The 16,892-nt window shown below is 70.1% G+C and carries 16 protein-coding genes; 9 read left to right on the top strand and 7 right to left on the bottom strand.

Annotation, left to right across the window (positions count from 1 at the left end):
• Positions 1–48 precede the first annotated feature (48 nt).
• Genes ACYVKZ_RS01090 through ACYVKZ_RS01070 form a run of 5 tightly spaced genes read right to left on the bottom strand, consistent with a single transcriptional unit; the run spans position 49 to position 5,115 of the window.
• Positions 49–1,026, bottom strand: a complete 978-nt coding sequence (locus tag ACYVKZ_RS01090) for a beta/alpha barrel domain-containing protein (protein ID WP_460990189.1) — start codon at positions 1,024–1,026, stop codon at positions 49–51.
• Positions 1,023–2,297 (bottom strand): CaiB/BaiF CoA transferase family protein, encoded by a 1,275-nt coding sequence (locus ACYVKZ_RS01085; RefSeq protein WP_460990188.1) that lies wholly within the window; start codon positions 2,295–2,297, stop codon positions 1,023–1,025. The genes ACYVKZ_RS01090 and ACYVKZ_RS01085 overlap by 4 nt, the downstream gene beginning before the upstream one ends.
• Positions 2,278–3,396: an ABC transporter substrate-binding protein gene (locus ACYVKZ_RS01080; protein ID WP_460990187.1), complete on the bottom strand. Its 1,119-nt coding sequence runs from the start codon at positions 3,394–3,396 to the stop codon at positions 2,278–2,280. The genes ACYVKZ_RS01085 and ACYVKZ_RS01080 overlap by 20 nt, the downstream gene beginning before the upstream one ends.
• 40 nt (positions 3,397–3,436) lie before the next feature.
• Positions 3,437–4,285, bottom strand: coding sequence for an ABC transporter permease (locus ACYVKZ_RS01075; RefSeq protein WP_460990186.1), 849 nt, complete (start codon positions 4,283–4,285; stop codon positions 3,437–3,439).
• On the bottom strand, positions 4,282–5,115 hold the full coding sequence (locus tag ACYVKZ_RS01070) for an ABC transporter ATP-binding protein (protein WP_460990185.1): 834 nt from the start codon (positions 5,113–5,115) through the stop codon (positions 4,282–4,284). The genes ACYVKZ_RS01075 and ACYVKZ_RS01070 overlap by 4 nt, the downstream gene beginning before the upstream one ends.
• A 133-nt stretch (positions 5,116–5,248) precedes the next feature.
• Here ACYVKZ_RS01070 and ACYVKZ_RS01065 point away from each other — a divergent pair, with 133 nt between their 5' ends.
• Positions 5,249–6,028, top strand: a complete 780-nt coding sequence (locus ACYVKZ_RS01065) for an IclR family transcriptional regulator (protein WP_460990184.1) — start codon at positions 5,249–5,251, stop codon at positions 6,026–6,028.
• A gap of 30 nt (positions 6,029–6,058) precedes the next feature.
• On the opposite strand, the gene ACYVKZ_RS01060 is transcribed toward ACYVKZ_RS01065, so the two are convergent.
• Entirely contained in the window at positions 6,059–7,555 is a 1,497-nt protein-coding gene (locus ACYVKZ_RS01060) for an amino acid permease (protein ID WP_460990183.1), read from the bottom strand.
• 424 nt (positions 7,556–7,979) lie between these two features.
• Here ACYVKZ_RS01060 and ACYVKZ_RS01055 point away from each other — a divergent pair, with 424 nt between their 5' ends.
• From ACYVKZ_RS01055 to ACYVKZ_RS01020, 8 genes are all read left to right on the top strand, one after another.
• Positions 7,980–9,488, top strand: coding sequence for an APC family permease (locus tag ACYVKZ_RS01055; protein ID WP_460990182.1), 1,509 nt, complete (start codon positions 7,980–7,982; stop codon positions 9,486–9,488).
• A 74-nt stretch (positions 9,489–9,562) separates the two neighbouring features.
• Positions 9,563–10,765, top strand: coding sequence for a cytochrome P450 (locus ACYVKZ_RS01050; protein ID WP_460990181.1), 1,203 nt, complete (start codon positions 9,563–9,565; stop codon positions 10,763–10,765).
• A 36-nt stretch (positions 10,766–10,801) separates the two neighbouring features.
• Positions 10,802–10,993 carry a ferredoxin gene (locus ACYVKZ_RS01045; RefSeq protein WP_460990180.1) on the top strand — a complete coding sequence of 64 codons (192 nt, stop codon included), beginning with the start codon at positions 10,802–10,804 and terminating at the stop codon, positions 10,991–10,993.
• A gap of 2 nt (positions 10,994–10,995) precedes the next feature.
• A complete protein-coding gene (locus tag ACYVKZ_RS01040; protein WP_460990179.1) occupies positions 10,996–12,252 on the top strand; it encodes an NAD(P)/FAD-dependent oxidoreductase in 1,257 nt (418 codons plus the stop codon).
• Between the two features lie 87 nt (positions 12,253–12,339).
• The gene (locus tag ACYVKZ_RS01035; protein WP_460990178.1) at positions 12,340–13,761 is read left to right on the top strand and encodes a glutamine synthetase family protein; all 1,422 of its coding nucleotides are present in this window, start codon (positions 12,340–12,342) and stop codon (positions 13,759–13,761) included.
• The gene (locus ACYVKZ_RS01030; protein ID WP_460990177.1) at positions 13,758–14,513 is read left to right on the top strand and encodes a substrate-binding periplasmic protein; all 756 of its coding nucleotides are present in this window, start codon (positions 13,758–13,760) and stop codon (positions 14,511–14,513) included. Before ACYVKZ_RS01035 ends, ACYVKZ_RS01030 begins: the two co-directional genes overlap by 4 nt.
• Positions 14,510–15,241: a gamma-glutamyl-gamma-aminobutyrate hydrolase family protein gene (locus tag ACYVKZ_RS01025; protein WP_460990176.1), complete on the top strand. Its 732-nt coding sequence runs from the start codon at positions 14,510–14,512 to the stop codon at positions 15,239–15,241. The genes ACYVKZ_RS01030 and ACYVKZ_RS01025 overlap by 4 nt, the downstream gene beginning before the upstream one ends.
• Complete coding sequence (locus tag ACYVKZ_RS01020) at positions 15,238–16,080, top strand: gamma-glutamyl-gamma-aminobutyrate hydrolase family protein (RefSeq protein ID WP_460990175.1); 843 nt, start codon at positions 15,238–15,240, stop codon at positions 16,078–16,080. The genes ACYVKZ_RS01025 and ACYVKZ_RS01020 overlap by 4 nt, the downstream gene beginning before the upstream one ends.
• A 101-nt stretch (positions 16,081–16,181) precedes the next feature.
• On the opposite strand, the gene ACYVKZ_RS01015 is transcribed toward ACYVKZ_RS01020, so the two are convergent.
• Positions 16,182–16,886, bottom strand: a complete 705-nt coding sequence (locus tag ACYVKZ_RS01015; RefSeq protein ID WP_460990174.1) for a cache domain-containing protein — start codon at positions 16,884–16,886, stop codon at positions 16,182–16,184.
• Positions 16,887–16,892 lie beyond the last annotated feature (6 nt).

Raw genomic sequence — 16,892 nt, 5'->3', positions numbered from 1 at the left:
CCTCAGGAGCATTTTTCCATGCTGGCGGGGGCGCGGTCAGGCGGGCGGTCAGGTGAGCGGGGAGGCCGACGGCGAGGCCTCGCCGTCGTGCGTCTGCACGCCGATGACCCATTCGAAGGCCAGGGCCCGCGACCGGGCGCCCTGGGACGCCCGGGAGCGGTTCGGCTCCTCGAGGTCGGCCAGGAGCGATTCGGAGATGCCGACGAGCTCGGCGAGGGTCGCGGGCGTGAACCACTCCGGGCGCGTCGCGAAGAGGATGTCCTCGCTCGAGGTGTTGCCGCTCGCCCCGGGGGCGAAGGGGCACCCGCCGAGGCCGCCCAGCGCGCCGTCGACCATGGCGGCACCGGCCTGGATCGCGGCGAGCGTGTTGGCGACGCCGAGGCCCCACGTGTCGTGCCCGTGGTAGACGATCTCGCGCTCGGGGGTCTCCTCCCCCACTCGGGCGACGAGGTCCGCGACCTGGGCGGGCACGGCCTGGCCGAGGGTGTCGCAGATGACGATGCCCTGGGCGCCCTCGGTGCGGGGGTCGTTGGCGATGCCGAGGACGCGCTCGGGCGGGACGGGCCCCTCGAAGGGGCAGGTGAAGGAGGTCGCGATGCACAGTTCCACGGACGCCCCCGCCTCTCGGGCGAGGGCGAGGGCCCGCGGCATCGCCTCGAGGCTGCCCTCGGTGGTCCGCCCGATGTTGGCCAGGTTGTGGGCATCGCTTGCCGAGAAGCAGTACTGCAGGTTCCGGGCGCCCGCCTCCAGGGCGAGCTCCACGTGCTTGGGGGTGGCCACCCAGAGCCAGCACGCGGCCAGCTCCTCGGCGGTGAGGGCGCGGACGACCTCCAGCGTGTTGGCCATCGGCGGCACCTTGTCCGGGCGGGCGAGGGAGCCGATCTCCAGTGCGGGCACGCCCAGGGCGAGCAGCCGGCGGGCGAGCGCGACCTTCCGGTCGGTGGGCAGGACCTTGCCCGTGAGCTGCAGCCCGTCGCGGAGGGTCACGTCGCGGAGCCTGGCCTCCGGGGTGAAGGAGTGGCTCATGCCGTCACCCCCTGCGCGGCGCGGAGGACCGCGCGGATCTCCGCCTCGGACCGGCCCAGCAGGTCGCGGCAGACCTCTTCGGTGTGCTCGCCGAGGTCGGGGCCCAGGGAGCGGACCGGGAGCGAGGCCTCTCCGAGGACCGGCACGATGCCCGGGAAGCCCACGTCGGGGATGGTCCGCTCGCCCGTGGAGACGTCGAACTTCTGGATCATGTGCCGGGCGGCGTACTGCGGGTCGGCGCAGATGTCCTCCGCGGTGTAGATCGGGCCGGACGGCACCCCGGCGCGGTCGAGGACGGCGAGCGCCTCCGCCGGCGGGAGGGTTGCGGTCCAGACGCCGATCGCGGCGTCGAGCTCGTCCCGCCGCTCCCAGCGGCCGGCGTTGCCGGCCAGCTCCGGGTCCGCCGCGAGGTCCGGACGACCGATGATCTGCATGAGCCGGGCGAAGATGGAGTCGCCGTTGCCCGCGATCACGATGCTCCCGCCGCCCGCGCACACGTAGGCGTTGCTGGGGGCGATGCCCTCCATCCGGCCCCCGGTGCGGGTCCTGCGGACGCCGTAGGCCTCGTAGTCGGGGATGAGCGATTCCATCATCGAGAAGATGGCCTCGTTGAGGGCCACATCGACGACCCTCTCGGCGAGGGGCGCGCGGGCCCCCTGGGAGCGCTCGCGCTGGAACAGCAGCATCATGGACCCGAAGGCGGCGTAGAGGCCCGCGATCGAGTCTCCGATGGAGATCCCCACCCGCACGGGCGGCCTGTCCGGATCGCCCACGAGTTCGCGGAAGCCTCCCACGGCCTCGGCGACGGCGGCGAAGCCTGGGCGGTCCGACATCGGTCCGGTCTGGCCGTAGGCGGAGAGCCGGGTGATGATCAGGTCCGGGTTGGCGGCGCTGAGGACCTCGGGTCCCAGCCCCCACCGCTCGAGGGTGCCCGGGCGGAAGTTCTCGAGCAGGATGTCGCAGTGCCGCACGAGGTCGAGGACCAGGTCTCGCCCCGTCTCCGAGCGCAGGTCCAGGACCACCGACTTCTTGTTGCGGTTGATGGTGCGGTACAGCATCGAGGTGCTGCCCTCGTAGAGCCGCCAGTTGCGCAGCTCGTCCCCCGTGCCCGGGCGCTCGACCTTGATGACCTCGGCACCGAAGTCGGCGAGGAGCCGGCCCGCCGTGGGCGCGGCGATGTAGTTCCCGAGTTCGAGGACGCGGATCCCGGCGAGGGGCGCGAACGCCCGGGGGGCCTCTACCGAGCCCGTCTCAGGCCTTGACGTAGTCATTGGTGTACGTCTTGCTCAGGTCGATGGCCTTGTCCCCGATCTCCGGGTTGGCCACGCGCTGGGTCTTGAGGACCGCCTGGGTGCCGTCCTCGGTGAACTTGCCGTCCTTGCTCAGGGTCTTCTTGAGGTCGTCGATCACCTTGGCGTACTGGACCTTGTCGCCGCCCGCGAACTTCTCGGGCATCTTGGCCGCGATCTCCTGGCCCGAGTGCTCGCTGATGTACTCGAGCGTGCGCTCGATCGCCTTGGCGAGCTTGCCCACGGTGTCCTGGTTCTTCGAGATCCAGTCCGTCTTGGCGTACAGGCAGGCGGACGGCCACGACTCGGTGCCGAAGACCGCCTTGAGCCCGTCGACCGTCCGCACGTCCTGGAGGATGACGGGCGCCTTCCCCAGCCGCTTGGCCAGGACCGAGATGTCCGGCTCGAGCATGACCGCCGCGTCGACCTGGTTGTTCTGGACCGCGGCCACCGCGCTCGAGCCGGCCCCGATCGCGGAGACGGCGGCGTCCGTGGGCTGGAAGCCGTTCTTGGAGAGGAGGTACTTCACGAACATGTCCGTCGACGAGCCGGGCGCGGTCACTCCGACGTTCTTGCCCTTCAGGTCCGCGATGCCCTTGATGGAGCCCTCGTTCTTGGGCGCCACGACCAGCGCGAGGCCGGAGGAGAGGCCCATGTCGACGAAGGCCTCGATGCTCTGGTTCTTGGCCTGCATCTGGATGGTGTGCTCGTAGTAGCCGCTCGTCACCTGGGTGCTGCCGCCGATCATCGCGGTGAGGGCCTTCGAGCCGCCCTGGAGGTCCTGGAGCTCGACGTCGACGCCCTCCTCCTTGTAGTAGCCGAGCTGCTGGGCGAGGGTCGTCGGCAGGTACGTCAGGAGGGTCTGGCCGCCGACGCCGATGATCACCTTCGCGCCGGAACCCCCGCCTGCCGCACCGGAGGCCCCGCCCGTGCCGGCCTGCCCCGGCGGCGCCGAGGAGGGCGCGCCGCAGGCAGCGAGCGCGAGGCCGGCGGCAGTGATGCCTGCCACCGAGAGGACGCGGCGGCGGGTCCAGCCCTCGGAGACGGCCGGGTTCTGGTGCGGGTCGGGAGACGAGGTCATGGAGGTGGTCCTTCCGGAGATGTCGGTGGGGAGGCTGGGGTCAGGCGGACTGGGTGGGGCGCCAGCGCAGGAGCCGGTGCTCGATGCGGTTGACCGCGAGATCGACGATCAGGACGACGATCATGAGGATGAACATCCCCGCGAAGACGCCCTTGGTGTCGAAGACGCCTTGGGCCTGGGCGATCGCATAGCCGACGCCGGCCGAGGCGCCGAGGTACTCTCCGACCACGGCGCCCGTGATCGCGAAGCCGACGCTGATATGGAGGCTCGAGAAGATCCACGTGAGCGCGCTCGGGATGAAGACATGCCGCAGGAGCTGGCGCTCGGTGGCGCCCAGCATGCGGGCATTGTCGATGAGCACGCGGTCGACGCTCTTGACGCCCTCGAGGGTGTTGAAGAAGACGATGAAGAACACGAGAGTGAACCCGAAGGCGACCTTGGACCAGATGCCGAGGCCGAACCACAGGAGGAAGATCGGGGCGAGGACCACGCGCGGGAGGGCGTTGAACATCTGCAGGAACGGCTGGAACAGCCGCTCGAGGAAACCGATCCGGGCGAGCGCGAACCCGAGGAGCAGGCCGGCCGCGGCGCCGACGATGAAGGCCAGCAGGGACTCCTGGATGGTGACCCACAGGTGCGGGAACACGTAGCCGGAGGAGATCCAGAGCCACATCGTGGAGAAGATCTCCGACGGCCGCGGGAAGAAGAACTCGTCGATGACGTGGACCCGGACCAGCACCTCCCATGCCGCGAGCACCGCGACGGTCAGGCCCAGCTGGAGCAGTCGCATGGCGGGGGTCATCCGGGCACGGCCGCGGGCGACGCGGCGCTGCCGCGCGGACTCGCTGCGGGGTGCGGCCCCCTGCCGGTTGACGTCGGCGACGGTCATTCCGCTCCCCCTCCCAGGGCCGAGGTCTGGTACGTCTTGGAGACCTCGATGCGCAGCCGCCCCCAGATCTCCCGATGGAGCTCGATGAACTGCGGGTCGTCGCGGATCTCGAGGAGGTCCCTGGGTCTGGGAATGGTGATCTCGTACGAGCCCACCACGGTGCTGCCCGGCCCCGCGCCGAGGATGACGACCTCGTCGGAGAGGGCGATGGCCTCGTCCAGGTCGTGGGTGATGAAGACGACGGCCTTGCCGGACTCCTGCCAGAGGGCCAGGAGCTCGTTCTCCATGATCTGGCGGGTCTGCACGTCCAGCGCTGAGAACGGCTCGTCCATGAGCAGGATGTCCGGGTTCACGATCCACGCCTGCGCGACGGCGGTGCGCTTGCGCATGCCGCCGCTGAGCTGGTGGGGGTAGCGGTCGGCGAAGTCCTTCAGCCCCACCTTCTCGAGCCACCTCTGCGCCTCGGTCCGGGCCTCGGCCTTGCCGACGCCGGCCATGGTGAGCCCGAGGCTGACGTTGTCGACCACCGTCTTCCACGGCAGGAGCGCGTCCTGCTGGAACATGTACGCCGCGCGCCGGTTCACGCCCTTGACGGGCTGGCCGAAGCTCTTCGCGGTCCCTTCCGAGGGGGCCAGGAGGCCTGCGGCCATGTTCAGGATGGTGGACTTGCCCGAGCCGGTGGGGCCGACCACGGACACGAAGCGTCCGGGCCGGACCTTGAGGCTGATGTCGCGCACCGCGACGTAGGTCTCTCCCCCCGGGGCCGTGAACTCCTTCGAGCAGCCCTCGAGGTCCACGGCATACTCGTCGAGCGCAGTCTGCTGATCCATCCCATTCCCCCCGGGGCCCACCACATCGTGGGTTCTAGTTCAGATTATGGGCTGACCCTAACAGTGACCGGCATCACGCTCAACCCCTCGCGGCCGAATCGACGGGCCCCCGGCGTCCCCCTACACTCAAGCCATGACCGACCGCGACACCGGGGCGACGCCGCTCCTGGTGCTGAAGAAGATCACGGCGATCCTGAGCTCCTTCTCGCTGGCGCGCCCTGAGCTAGGACTGGCCGAGATCCGTTCGGTCACCGGCATCCCGCACTCGACCGTGCAGCGCCTCGTGGCGAACATGGCCCAGGAAGGGCTCCTGGACCGGCACGGCGACAAGTACCGGGTCGGCCTCCGGGTCGCGCACTGGGCCGCCCCCGCCACCCAGGGCCTCGACTACCTCGAGCTCATCACGCCCGTGCTGCAGCGGCTCCGGGACCAGCTCACCGAGACCGTGTGCGTCTTCAGGGCCTCCGAGCGCCAGCGGGTGTGCGTGGCACTGGCGGAGACCCGGCACATTCTCCGGCGCGCAGTCGAGGTGGGGAGCATCATGCCGCTCCACGTCGGATCGGCGGGCCGGGTCCTCCTCGCGTGGAGCCCGCAGCTCGCAGACGAGGTCTACGCATCCGGGCTGAGCGCGATCACCGACCAGACGATCACCAGCCCGGACGAGCTCAAGCGGGCCGTCGCGCAGACGCGGGCCGAGGGCTACGCCATCACCATCGGCGAGCGCGTCACGAGCGCGAGCGGCCTCTCCGCGCCCATCTTCGGCCCCCAGACCGAGCTCTTCGGCGCCCTCAGCGTCATGGGCCCCACCGCGCGGATGCCGCGGGACGTGTGCGAGTCCTGGGTCGAACCTCTGCTCGCGGCCGCAGAGGAGGCCACCCGGCTCCTGGGCGGGAGGATCCCCGCCGCGGCCTAGGGTGGCCTCCTCCAGGGGGCCGCCGGGCACTCAGGCGGGCGGAGCCGCCGACGGCGACGACTCGCCGTCGTGCGCCGCGGCACCGGCCGAGCGGGTGCCGGCCGAGCGGGTGCCGGCTGAGCGGGTCTTGGCCCGCCGCCGCACGAACGGGTACACGACCAGCAGCAGCGCGAGCGCGCCGAGGCTCAGCCAGACCTGGGGTGCGGCGTCCGGGTCGAGGGCCATGAGGACCACGATGAGCCCGACCGCGGCCAGGACCACCGCGTTGAGCCACGGGTGCAGCCACATCTTCAGGGTCAGTCCGGCGCGCTCCTGGGCGCTCATCCGGTTGCGCAGGCGCCACTGCGTGAGCGCCACGAAGGCGTAGACGAAGAGGGCCACGCAGCCGGCGGAGTTCATGATGAAGTCGAAGACGTCCCTGGGCGCGGCGTAGTTCGCGGCGATCGCCCCGTAGCCCACCACCGTGGAGAGGAGGATGGCCTTCCACGGCACACCCGCCCCGTTCCGGTCCTCGACCCAGCGCGGGGCGTAGCCGTGCCGCGCGAGGGCGAACAGCATGCGCGAGCCCGAGTAGAGGCCGGAATTGAGCACAGAGAGCGCGGCGGTGAGCACCACGGCGTTCATGACCTGCTCGGCGCCGGGGAGGCCGAACCGGCCGAAGGCGAACGCGAACGGGCTGGCCTTGGCGGGGAGCTCGTCCCAGGGGACCACCATGAGGAGGATCGCCACCGAGCCGACGTAGAAGAGCAGGATGCGCCAGACCACCGTGTTGGTCGACCGTGCCACGGCGCGGGCGGGCTGGTCGGACTCGGCGGCGGCCATGGTGACGATCTCGGTGCCGAAGTAGCTGAAGATGACGACGGCGACGCCGTTGAACACCGCCGTCCAGCCGTGCGGCATGAAGCCGTGGTCCGCCAGGTGGGCGACCGAGCCGGTGGAGCCGGGGATGACGCCGAAGACATAGAGCGCGCCGACTCCGAGGAACACCACGATGGTGGTCACCTTGATCGATGCGAGCCAGAACTCCGTCTCCCCGAAGGAGCGCAGGGACATCAGGTTCGTGGCCGTGAAGACGAGCATGCCGGCGAGCGCGAACGTCCAGTCCGGCACCGCCGGGAACCACTCGTGGAAGATCCGGCCGACGACGACCGCCTCGAAGGCGACCACGCCGACCCAGAAGTACCAGTAGAGCCAGCCGATCGTGAACCCGGCCCAGTTGCCGAGCCCCTCCCGGGCGTACTCCATGAAGGAGCCGACGACCGGGCGGTTCGTGGACATCTCGCCGAGCATGCGCATCACGAGGACCACGAGCGTCCCGCCGATCGCGTACGAGAGCAGGGCGGCCGGCCCCACGCTGCGGATCACCGAGCCGGAGCCCACGAAGAGGCTCGCCCCGATGATGCCGCCCAGGGCGATCATCGTCAGGTGCCGCGGCCTGAGGCTCGCACGGCCGGACGCCGTTGTCCGGTCCGCGCCCCCCTCCGCCTCTGGTCGGGTGGGCGCAGCCAAGTTGTCTGGTGCCTGCATGCGGATCTCCGTTCCATCCGGGGCGATCGGCGTGGCGCCGATCACAGTGCCCCGTCAGGATGCGTGAGCGGGCGGGCAGGCGCGATGGATGAACTGCACTGGCGAGCGACGCGACCTTGTGCGGTCCGTCTTGGATGCGCAGGCGTGGGGCGGCGAGCGTGGGAACGAGGGCCGTGCGACCTCACTCTAAAACATGCGTTTGCAGATGAAAAGGGGACTCCCGCTCTTGCGGGAGGAGCCCTACGGCCCAAGGGCGTCCCGCCGGGGTCGGCGTGCACAGGCTGGGGATGCCACTCCCGCCGAGGCCCTTGCCAATCTAAATCATCCATGTTTATAGTTTTTAGACCCGGAGCCTGTGGTTCGCGTCACAGGCCTCTGTGGTTCCGGACACCCCCAGCCCTTATCCGCCCCACTAGGAGGCACCGTGACAACTGACACCGCTGAGCCTGCCCCGCAGGCTCCGGGCGCAGGTCAGCTCGAGCAGCACGACGAGGACACCGCGCACCTGGCGTCCTTGGGCTATTCCTATGACACCACCTTCAAGCGCGAGATGACGTTCTGGGGGAACGTCTCACTCGGCTTCACCTATCTCTCGCCGGTTGTCGGCATCTACTCGCTCTTCTCCGTCTCACTCGGCATCGCCGGACCACCGATGTTCTGGTCGCTGGTCGTGGTGGGACTCGGACAGCTCTTCGTCGCGCTCATCTTCGGTGAGGTCGTCTCGAACTACCCGGTCGCGGGCGGCATCTACCCATGGACCCGCAGGCTCTGGGGCCGCAAGTGGGCGTGGATGAGCGGATGGGTCTATCTCGTCGCCCTCCTGACCACCATCGCATCCGTCGCCTACGGGGCTGGCCCCTACCTGGCAGGCTTCCTCGGAATGGAGTCGAACGTCGACACCACGATTGCGGCAGCCCTGGTCCTCATCGCCCTCGCCACGGTGCTCAACCTCATGGGCACCAAGATCCTCAACCGCGTAGCCATGATCGGCCTGATTGCCGAGCTCTGCGGCGCCGTCGCCGTGGGCGTGTGGCTCCTCGTCGCCAACCGGCACCAGGACCTCTCGGTCCTCTTCAACTCCTTCGGCGCAGGCAACGGCTCGAACTACTTCTTCGCCTTCGCGGCCGCGGGCCTTATCGGCATCTTCCAGTACTACGGGTTCGAGGCCTGCGGCGACGTTGCCGAGGAAGTCCCCAATCCTGGACGCACGATCCCGAAGGCGATGCGCACCACGATCTACATCGGCGGCGCCGCAGCCATGTTCGTGTGCTTCTCGCTCATCCTTGCCGTGCCGGATCTCGGCAAGGTCATCTCCGGCGAGGATGCGGATCCGCTGAGCACTGTGCTCGAGAACGCATTCGGCCCCGTCGGCTACCACGTGGTCCTCGGCGTGGTGCTCATCTCCTTCATCTCCTGCGTCTTGAGCCTTCAGGCTGCGGCCAGCCGCCTCTCCTACGCCATGGCCCGCGACGGGATCCTGCCCTTCAGCGGAATCCTCGGAAAATTCAGCGAGAAGCGCCACGTTCCGCCGTATTCGCTCCTCGTCGCCGCGCTGTTCCCGGCTGCGGTCGTGCTCGCCTCGAAGCTCTCGGCAGACGCGCTCGTTGCGATCATCTCCTTCGCCGCCATGGGCATGTACCTCGGATTCCAGATGGTGGTCCTCGCCGCACTGAGGGCACGGCTGCGGGGCTGGAAGCCTGCCGGCAAGTTCGCCCTCGGCCGGTGGGCCATCCCGGTCAACGTGCTCGCCTTGGTCTGGGGCGTGCTCGGCATGGTCAACATGGCCTGGCCGCGCACTCCCGACGTGGACTGGTGGCAGAACTGGATCGTCCTGATCTCCACGGTGGCAGTGATTGCCGTGGGAGCCATCTACATGGCGATCAAGAAGCCCTACCTCCGCGGGGACGCTCCGGCAGCGGACGCGCACGCCTGATCCGTGCCGGCCGCGGCCCCGTGCGCCGCGGCCGGCACCGCCCTCCACCCCAGCACCACCGAAAGGATGCCGCCATGAGCATCGACGCCCATCTCGACGCGCCCTACCTGGACATCTCGGACCCGACCTTCGCCATGCAGTCGGAGCAGCTCCGTACCGCCCGCGAGGCCAACTGGTACGCACGCACCAACTACGGCATCGCCGTCCTGCGCTACCAAGAAGTCAGCACGCTGCTGAAGAGCCCCAAACTCTCCCAGGGCAGCAAGAAGTGGCCCGAGCACAACGGCGTCCATGGCGGCCTCTTCTACGACTGGTGGACCAAGAATCTTCTGGTCCTCGAAGGCGAGGACCACCACCGCATCCGCCGCCTCCTCAATCCGGCATTCTCACCGAAGCTCATCAAGGAGCTCGTCCCCCGCTTCCAGGAGCTGGCCCACGAGCTGGTCGACGCGTTCATCGACTCCGGCGAATGCGAGTTCGTGCGCGACTTCGCAGAGCCCTATGCAACCCGCGTCCTGACCATCCTGCTCGGCATCCCCGAGTCAGAATGGCCCACGATCGCCCGACTGGCCTCGACCGTGGGCCTCGCGCTCGGCGTGACCTTCAAGCGCGACCTCGACAAAGTCGAGGCCGCAGTCGCCGAACTCTACGCCTACGCCGAGGAGCTCATCCGCGACCGCCAGGCCAGCCCGGGCGAGGACTTCGTGAGCCGCCTCGTGCTCGCCAGCCGTGACGGTGACCGGCTCAGCGACGAGGAGCTCCGCAACGCCCTCGTGCTGCTGATCTTCGGCGGCATGGACACCACGCGCAACCAGCTGGGCCTGGCGATGCAGTCCTTCATCCGCAACCCAGCGCAGTGGGAGCTCCTCGCCGAGCGCCCGGACCTGGGCGGGAAGGCGGTCGAGGAGGTCATGCGCACCAACCCGACCGTCACGTGGGTCACCCGTGAGGCCATCGAGGACTTCGAGTTCGCAGGGCTCTCCATCGCCAAGGGCACCACGGTGCACCTCTTCACGCAGTCCTCGGGCACGGACCCCCGCGCATTCCCCAACCCCGAGATCGACCTGCTTGCCGAGCACGCCCCGCACTACGGCTTCGGCGGCGGGGTGCACCACTGCCTCGGCCACTTTGTGGCCCGTGCGGACATGAGCGAGGCGCTCCCGCTCCTGGCCCGCAGGATGACGAACATCCGGTTGGCGGGCGGCGACGAGTGGCTGCCCGACTCCGGCAACACCGGCCCCGTCCGGCTCCCCGTCGCCTTCGACAAGCGCGCCTGAAGGCGCCGTCCCGACCTGATCTTGAAAGGAAGCACCATGCCCTCCATCACCGTTGACCGCTCTCTCTGCGACAACCATGGCCAGTGCGCCATCGCTGCCCCGGAGATCTTCCGCATGAACGCCGACGGCATCCTCGAGTACGAGGAGACCTTCGACGACGCGCTCCTGGAGGAAGTCGAGGAGGCCATCGACGTCTGCCCGCTCCAGGCCATCTTCCTCAAGGACTAGCCGTGGAAACTGAAGAAGCCCGGCGGCGCATCGTCGTCATCGGAGCATCCCTCGGCGGCCTCCGCGCGGCCGAGCAGCTCCGCAGCGCTGGCTGGGAGGGCGACATCGTCGTCGCCGGCGATGAGGCCCACATGCCGTACAACCGGCCGCCGCTGTCCAAGGCCGCGCTCGCGGCTGCGGGCAGCGCCGCGGAGGCGCATGCCGCCCTCGCGTTCCGGCCCCGGCGCAGCGCCACCGGGATCACGTGGCGGCTCGGGGCCGCCGCCGTCGCGGCAGACCTCCCCGGGCGCACCGTCACCTTTGACGACGGCTCGGCCCTTGAATTCGACGGCCTCGTGGTCGCGACGGGCCTGCGTCCAGCGCGTGTTCCCGCGCCTGGCCCGCTGGCCGGGCGCCACGTGGTCCGCTCGCTCGATGACACGCTCGGCCTCCGCCCCGAACTCGTGCCCGGTGCGCGGGCCGTGGTGGTCGGTGCGGGGTTCATCGGGTGCGAGGTAGCGGCCACCGCCGTCGGGCTGGGCTGCCGGGTCACCCTGGTGGAGGGGTCGAGCGGACCCATGGAGCGTTCAGTCGGCAGCCGCCTCTCCGCCGGTGTCCGGGACCTCATGCGCTCCCGCGGTGTGGAATGCATCCCCTCCGCTCGGGTCGCCGAGTTCCTCGGGAGCGGCCGCGGCACCCGCTGCGGCGGTGTCCGGCTGTCGGACGGCTCGGTCCTCGGCGCAGACGTCGTGGTCGAGGCCGTCGGCTCCGCCCCCAACGTCGAGTGGCTCCACGGCAACGGACTCGACCTCTCCGACGGTGTGCTCTGCGACGCGTCGATGCGGGTCCAGGACGAGCACGGCGCCGTGCTCGGCGGCCTCGTCGTCACCGTGGGGGACGTTGCCCGCTACCCCGACCGGATCACGCACGGCCCTGCCCGCCGGATCGAACACTGGGCCACTCCCACGGACACGGCCAAGATCGCCGCCCCGGCCCTGGTCGCCGCGCTCCGCGGAGCCGAGCCGCCCGCGGCGGACGCTCCTCTGCCCTCCTTCTGGACCGACCTGTTCGGCCTGAGGATCCAGGGGGTCGGGAGCCCCGGACTTGCCGACGAGGTCGAGGTCCTCGAAGGGGATCCCGCCCAGCCCGCGGACGGGGTCGCGCTCGCCTACCGGCGCGCAGGCCGGCTCATCGGCGTGGTGTCGGCCGCTGTACCCGCTGACCGCCACCTGCGATACCGGCAGGCCGTCCTCGACGATCTGAGCCCGGTCCCAGTCTGACCAGTGCCCTCCCCTGCCGCCTGAGCGGCACCACAGTCCAGCCCTGCCCCGCGCCCAGACGCGGGGCCTGACGGAAAGAGCCCGAAGATGACCCTCCAGGACATCGCCCCAGCCGCCCACCAGGGTGCCCTCGGCGACCGCAATGCCTTTGCCGAGCACCGTGAGCGGAACCTCCGCCCGGAGACCGTCCGCGAACTCGGTGAGAAGATCGAGGCCGCCGGTGTCGAGTACATCTACTACGCCCTCCCGACCATCGGCTCGCGCATGGTGGCCAAGATGGTCCCTGCCCACCACTTCCGCCGCAACCTCGAGAAGGGCATTGCGTTCCACCGCACGGCCCTGTCCGATCTGCAGAACGACCGCCACGGAAACCTGATCGGCGGTGGGATCGAGGCACGCGAGTTCTGGGGCCTGCCCGAGCCGGACACGTTCGTCGTCCTTCCGTGGGACACCTCAGTCGCCCGCATCTTCTGCACGGCCTATGAGCCCCCGCACCTGCCCGAGGTCGGCGGCCGCGTTCTCGCCCTCGACACGCGTTCCCTGCTGATCCGCTCCCACTCCGAGTTCACGGCGCGCACGGGGTACGAGGTCCGCTCGGGCACGGAACCGGAGATGACGTGGGAAGGCCCAGGCCTCGAGGTCGTCAAGAAGCCGGGATCGAGCCCGGCGTACCAGGTGGAGAACCTCGAACGCATGCGTCCCATCTACAAGCAGCTCGTCACCTACGCACAGGCGATGGGCCTGGACATGATCGAGGGCGACTACGAGGACGACGGCCAGATCGAGCTCAACTGGATGTACGACCGCATCGAGAACACCGCGGACCGCCTCGTGACGTACCGCCAGATCTGCAAGCAGGTGGCCCGCGAGTTCGGCGTCACGGCGAGCTTCATGCCCAAGCCCTACAACGGCCAGATGGGCAACGGCTGCCACCACAACCTGAGCCTGTGGAGCGGGGACACGAACGTCACGGAGGACGCCGGTCGGGTCGAACTGCACGTCTCAGAGACCGCGAAGCACGCGATCGGCGGCCTCTTGGCCCACGCGCGCGGCTCGATGGCCGTCATGGCCTCCACCGTCAACTCCTACAAGCGCTTCTGGGACGCCGGCCAGTTCGCTCCGAGCACCGCGAACTGGGGCCTCGACTCCCGCGGCTGCCTCGTCCGGATCTCCGCCAACGGGCGGATGGAGTACCGCGTGCCGGATGCGGCAGTGAACCCGTACCTCTCGCACACCCTCATCCTCGCGGCGATGGAGGACGGCCTCGAGCGCCGCCTCGACCCAGGGGCGCCCGACGACGGCGGCTCGGGGCTGCCCGCAGTCGGCGGCCAGCTCCCGCTCACGCTGGGGGACGCGATCGAGGCGTTCGTCGAGGACACGACCCTCACCGGCCGCCTGCCCGGCGATCTCGTGGCGATCTACACGCAGCTCAAGCAGGAGGAGTGGGCCCGGTACTGCGGCGCCATCACTGAGTGGGACCGCGAGATGTACTGGGAGACGATCCCGTGAGCCGCGCGACCCCCCTCAAGGACCTCTCGGATGGCGGCACCCTCGTCCCCGGGGTCCTGCAGTTGGCCTGCATCGACTCCGACGCGCCGCCGCTGTTCGGTCTGCGGGACCGGGATGGCGTGCGTCGCGGCTACGAGCCGGCCGCCGCGGAGCTCGTAGCCGGCGAACTCGGTCTGGCCATCCAGTGGGTGTACCTCGCGTGGGACGACATGCTGGCGGCGGTCGCCGAACACCGTGTCGATGCGGTGTGGTGCGGCCAGGGGATCATCCCCGAGCGTGAGGCCGTGGTCGACTTCACGGATCCCTACGCGGTCTTCGACGAGACTGTCCTGGTCCGCAAGGGCGACCCAGCCCGCAGCCGCTGGGAACTCGACGGCTACCGGGTCGCGGCGATCGAGGGCAGCGCGAACATGCGGCTGGCCGTGACGTTCGACGGTGCGACGCCCGTCGCCTTCACCGGTGAGGACGTGTTCGGAGACATGCTCCGCGCCCTGCGCGAGGGCGAGGTGGACGCGATGGTGGACGACGACGTCGTGACCGTCCCACTCGGCGACGATCCGGCCTATGACGTGGCGTTCACCGTCCGCACCGGCAACCGTTGGGGTGTGGGCGTGGCGAAGGACAATCCGCTGCTGCGCGAGCGGCTCGATGGTGCGCTCGCGGCCGTGATCGGGGACGGGCGTCTCGGTGCCGTCTGGGCCGAGTGGATGCCGCATCTGCCCTTCCCCCTCGCTCAAGGCGTCCCGGCATGACGGCGCGTCCCCTCATCGGCGTCCCGGGCATGTGGTCTGCAGACATCCGGGGCCTCCGCTTCGCGGGCGTGGCCGTCGCTGTCGAGGTGCTCCGCTCGATCGACCGGGCTGGCGGCGAGCCCGTCATCCTGTTCCCGTCAAGCGCGGACGGCCCAGCGGGTCAGGTGCGGCGCGTGGACGGCGTGGTGCTTCCCGGCGGCTCGGACATCAGCCCGGCCCTCTACGGGCAGGCGCCGCACCCGGAGCACGCACCCGCCGATTACGAGGGGCAGGACGCGTTCGAGCTCGGAATCATCGAGGCGTGCCTCCGGCAGGACGTCCCCCTGCTCGCGATCTGCCGCGGCATGCAGCTGCTCAACGTGGGCCGCGGCGGCACGCTCGTGCAGCACCTCGAGCCCAGCGGCGTCCAGCACCGGGGCGAGGTGCACCGCGTCCGCGTGCAGGAGGGCTCGCTCCTGCACGCCGCGGTCGGCTGCCTGGCGGTCCAGGCCTCGAGCTACCACCATCAGGCGGTGGGCGCCCTCGGGGAAGGACTCCGCGTCGCCGGCCACGCCGAGGATGAGGTGGTCGAGGCGCTCGAGCTGCCCGGCGCCGAGGTGCTGGCCGTCCAGTGGCACCCGGAGGACCTCGCGGCGGCCTCTGCGACGGATCATGCGCTGTTCCGGTGGGTAGTCGAGCATGCTGCCGAACGCGCGTCGCGCTCCCACTTCGCGGTGGCGACAGCATGAATGGCGGACAGCTCGCCGTCCGGTGGGAAGACGTGATGCCCGAGGGCGTGGACCGCCTCGCGCCTGACGCGCCGCGCATCGCCGTGGTCGTCTCCATGACGTTCCCGGGTATGGGACCGGAGGCCCACGCCATCATGGAGGCCTTCACGCGCGCGGCCTTCCAGGAACTCGTGGACCAGGGCGCGGCGCCCTTCCTCGTGGACAGCGCGCTGCGGGACCCGGGCGCCCCGTCGCGGGTGGCCGGGGCCGACGGCGTCCTGTTCCTCGGCGGCGGCGACGTCGACTCGTCCCTCTACGGGCACACCGGCCCGGTGCCCCACGAGTACGGCGTGGACCCTGCCGCCGATGTCTTCTGCATCGGCCTCCTGCGCCAGTCCTTCGACGCCGACCAGCCGCTCTTGGCCCTGTGCCGAGGCTCGCAGCTGCTCAACGTCGCACTCGGCGGCACCCTCGTGCCCGATCTCGTGCCATCGGACCTGCACAAGGGCGGACCCGGAGAACCGCTCTTCCTCGACGAGGAAGTCTGCCTGACGGAGGGCAGCAAGGTCGCCGGCATCTACGGCCGCACCCGGGCCGTCGTGCGCTCGGGACACCATCAGGCCGTGGGACTCGTCGCGCCGGGGCTGCGGGTCACGGCACGGGCCCACGACGGGGTGGTCGAGGGAACTGAGCATCCGGGGCGCACGTGGGTCGTCGGCCTCCAGTGGCATCCTGAGGACCCGCAGGGACCTGAGGAGGATCGGAGGGCCCTCTTCCGGGTCTTCGCCGCCCAAGCGGCTGCCAGAGCCGGCGTCACGGCAGGCGAGGACACCCCGCCGGAGGAACCCGTGCTCCGCTGACGTGACGGGCCCGGGTGGGCCGAGGGGCCGCCGTCGTGCCAGTCACATGGCGCGAGGGCGGCTCCTTCTGTGTCTCCACAGGGGTCTGCGGCGAGGCTTCCTCAGCGTTGGGTGAGGACGCTGAAACCGAGCCCGGCCGCATCCAGCGGTGTGATGACCGCATCCCGCGGCTCGTCGCGCACCCTCTCGCCCACGAGATAGCGGCCGGAGTTCCCCACGACCACGCGTCCGGAGGCGTTCAGGAGGGCGGCGTCGCCCGAGATCGCGCGCAGGGCCGGCATGATGGCGGACTCCAGGTCCCGGATCCGCATGTCATAGCCCACCACTGCAGCGAGCCGGCGGCCGACCGCGATCGGCGCCGTGTGGGTGAGGATGTACTCGTCCGATCCCAGGTAGTCGACGTAGGGGCCCCAGATGGTCTGCTCGCCGGTGGCCAGCGCGGTCGTGAAGAAGGGCAGCCTCTCGTAGTCGTAGTAGCGGGGACCACCGGGCGTGAGGTCCAGGACGAGCTTGCTGGGCCGCCCCTCGGGCTGGGCTACCCACCATTCGAGGACGCGCGCGCCATCGGAGACCACCTCCGGTGAGAAGATCGCACCCGCGGCGATGGCAAACGGGTGGGTCGCAAGGAACTCGCCCGAGAGTCCTTCGAGTCCCGTCAGGTCGCGGGGACTGACCCTGTCACGGATTCCGAGCCGGCCCTGCAGATCGTCGGCGACCGCGTCAGCGAAGGCCGCTACTTCCTCTGCGGCGTGGCGGAACCAGCCTGCGATCTCGGCCACGCTTCCGTCGCCTCGGGCAAGGGTCATGGGGTC

The sequence above is a fragment of the Sinomonas soli genome, assembly GCF_054782415.1.
The sequence above is the reverse complement of the archived record's forward strand: the minus strand, read 5'-3'. Positions and strand labels throughout refer to the sequence as shown.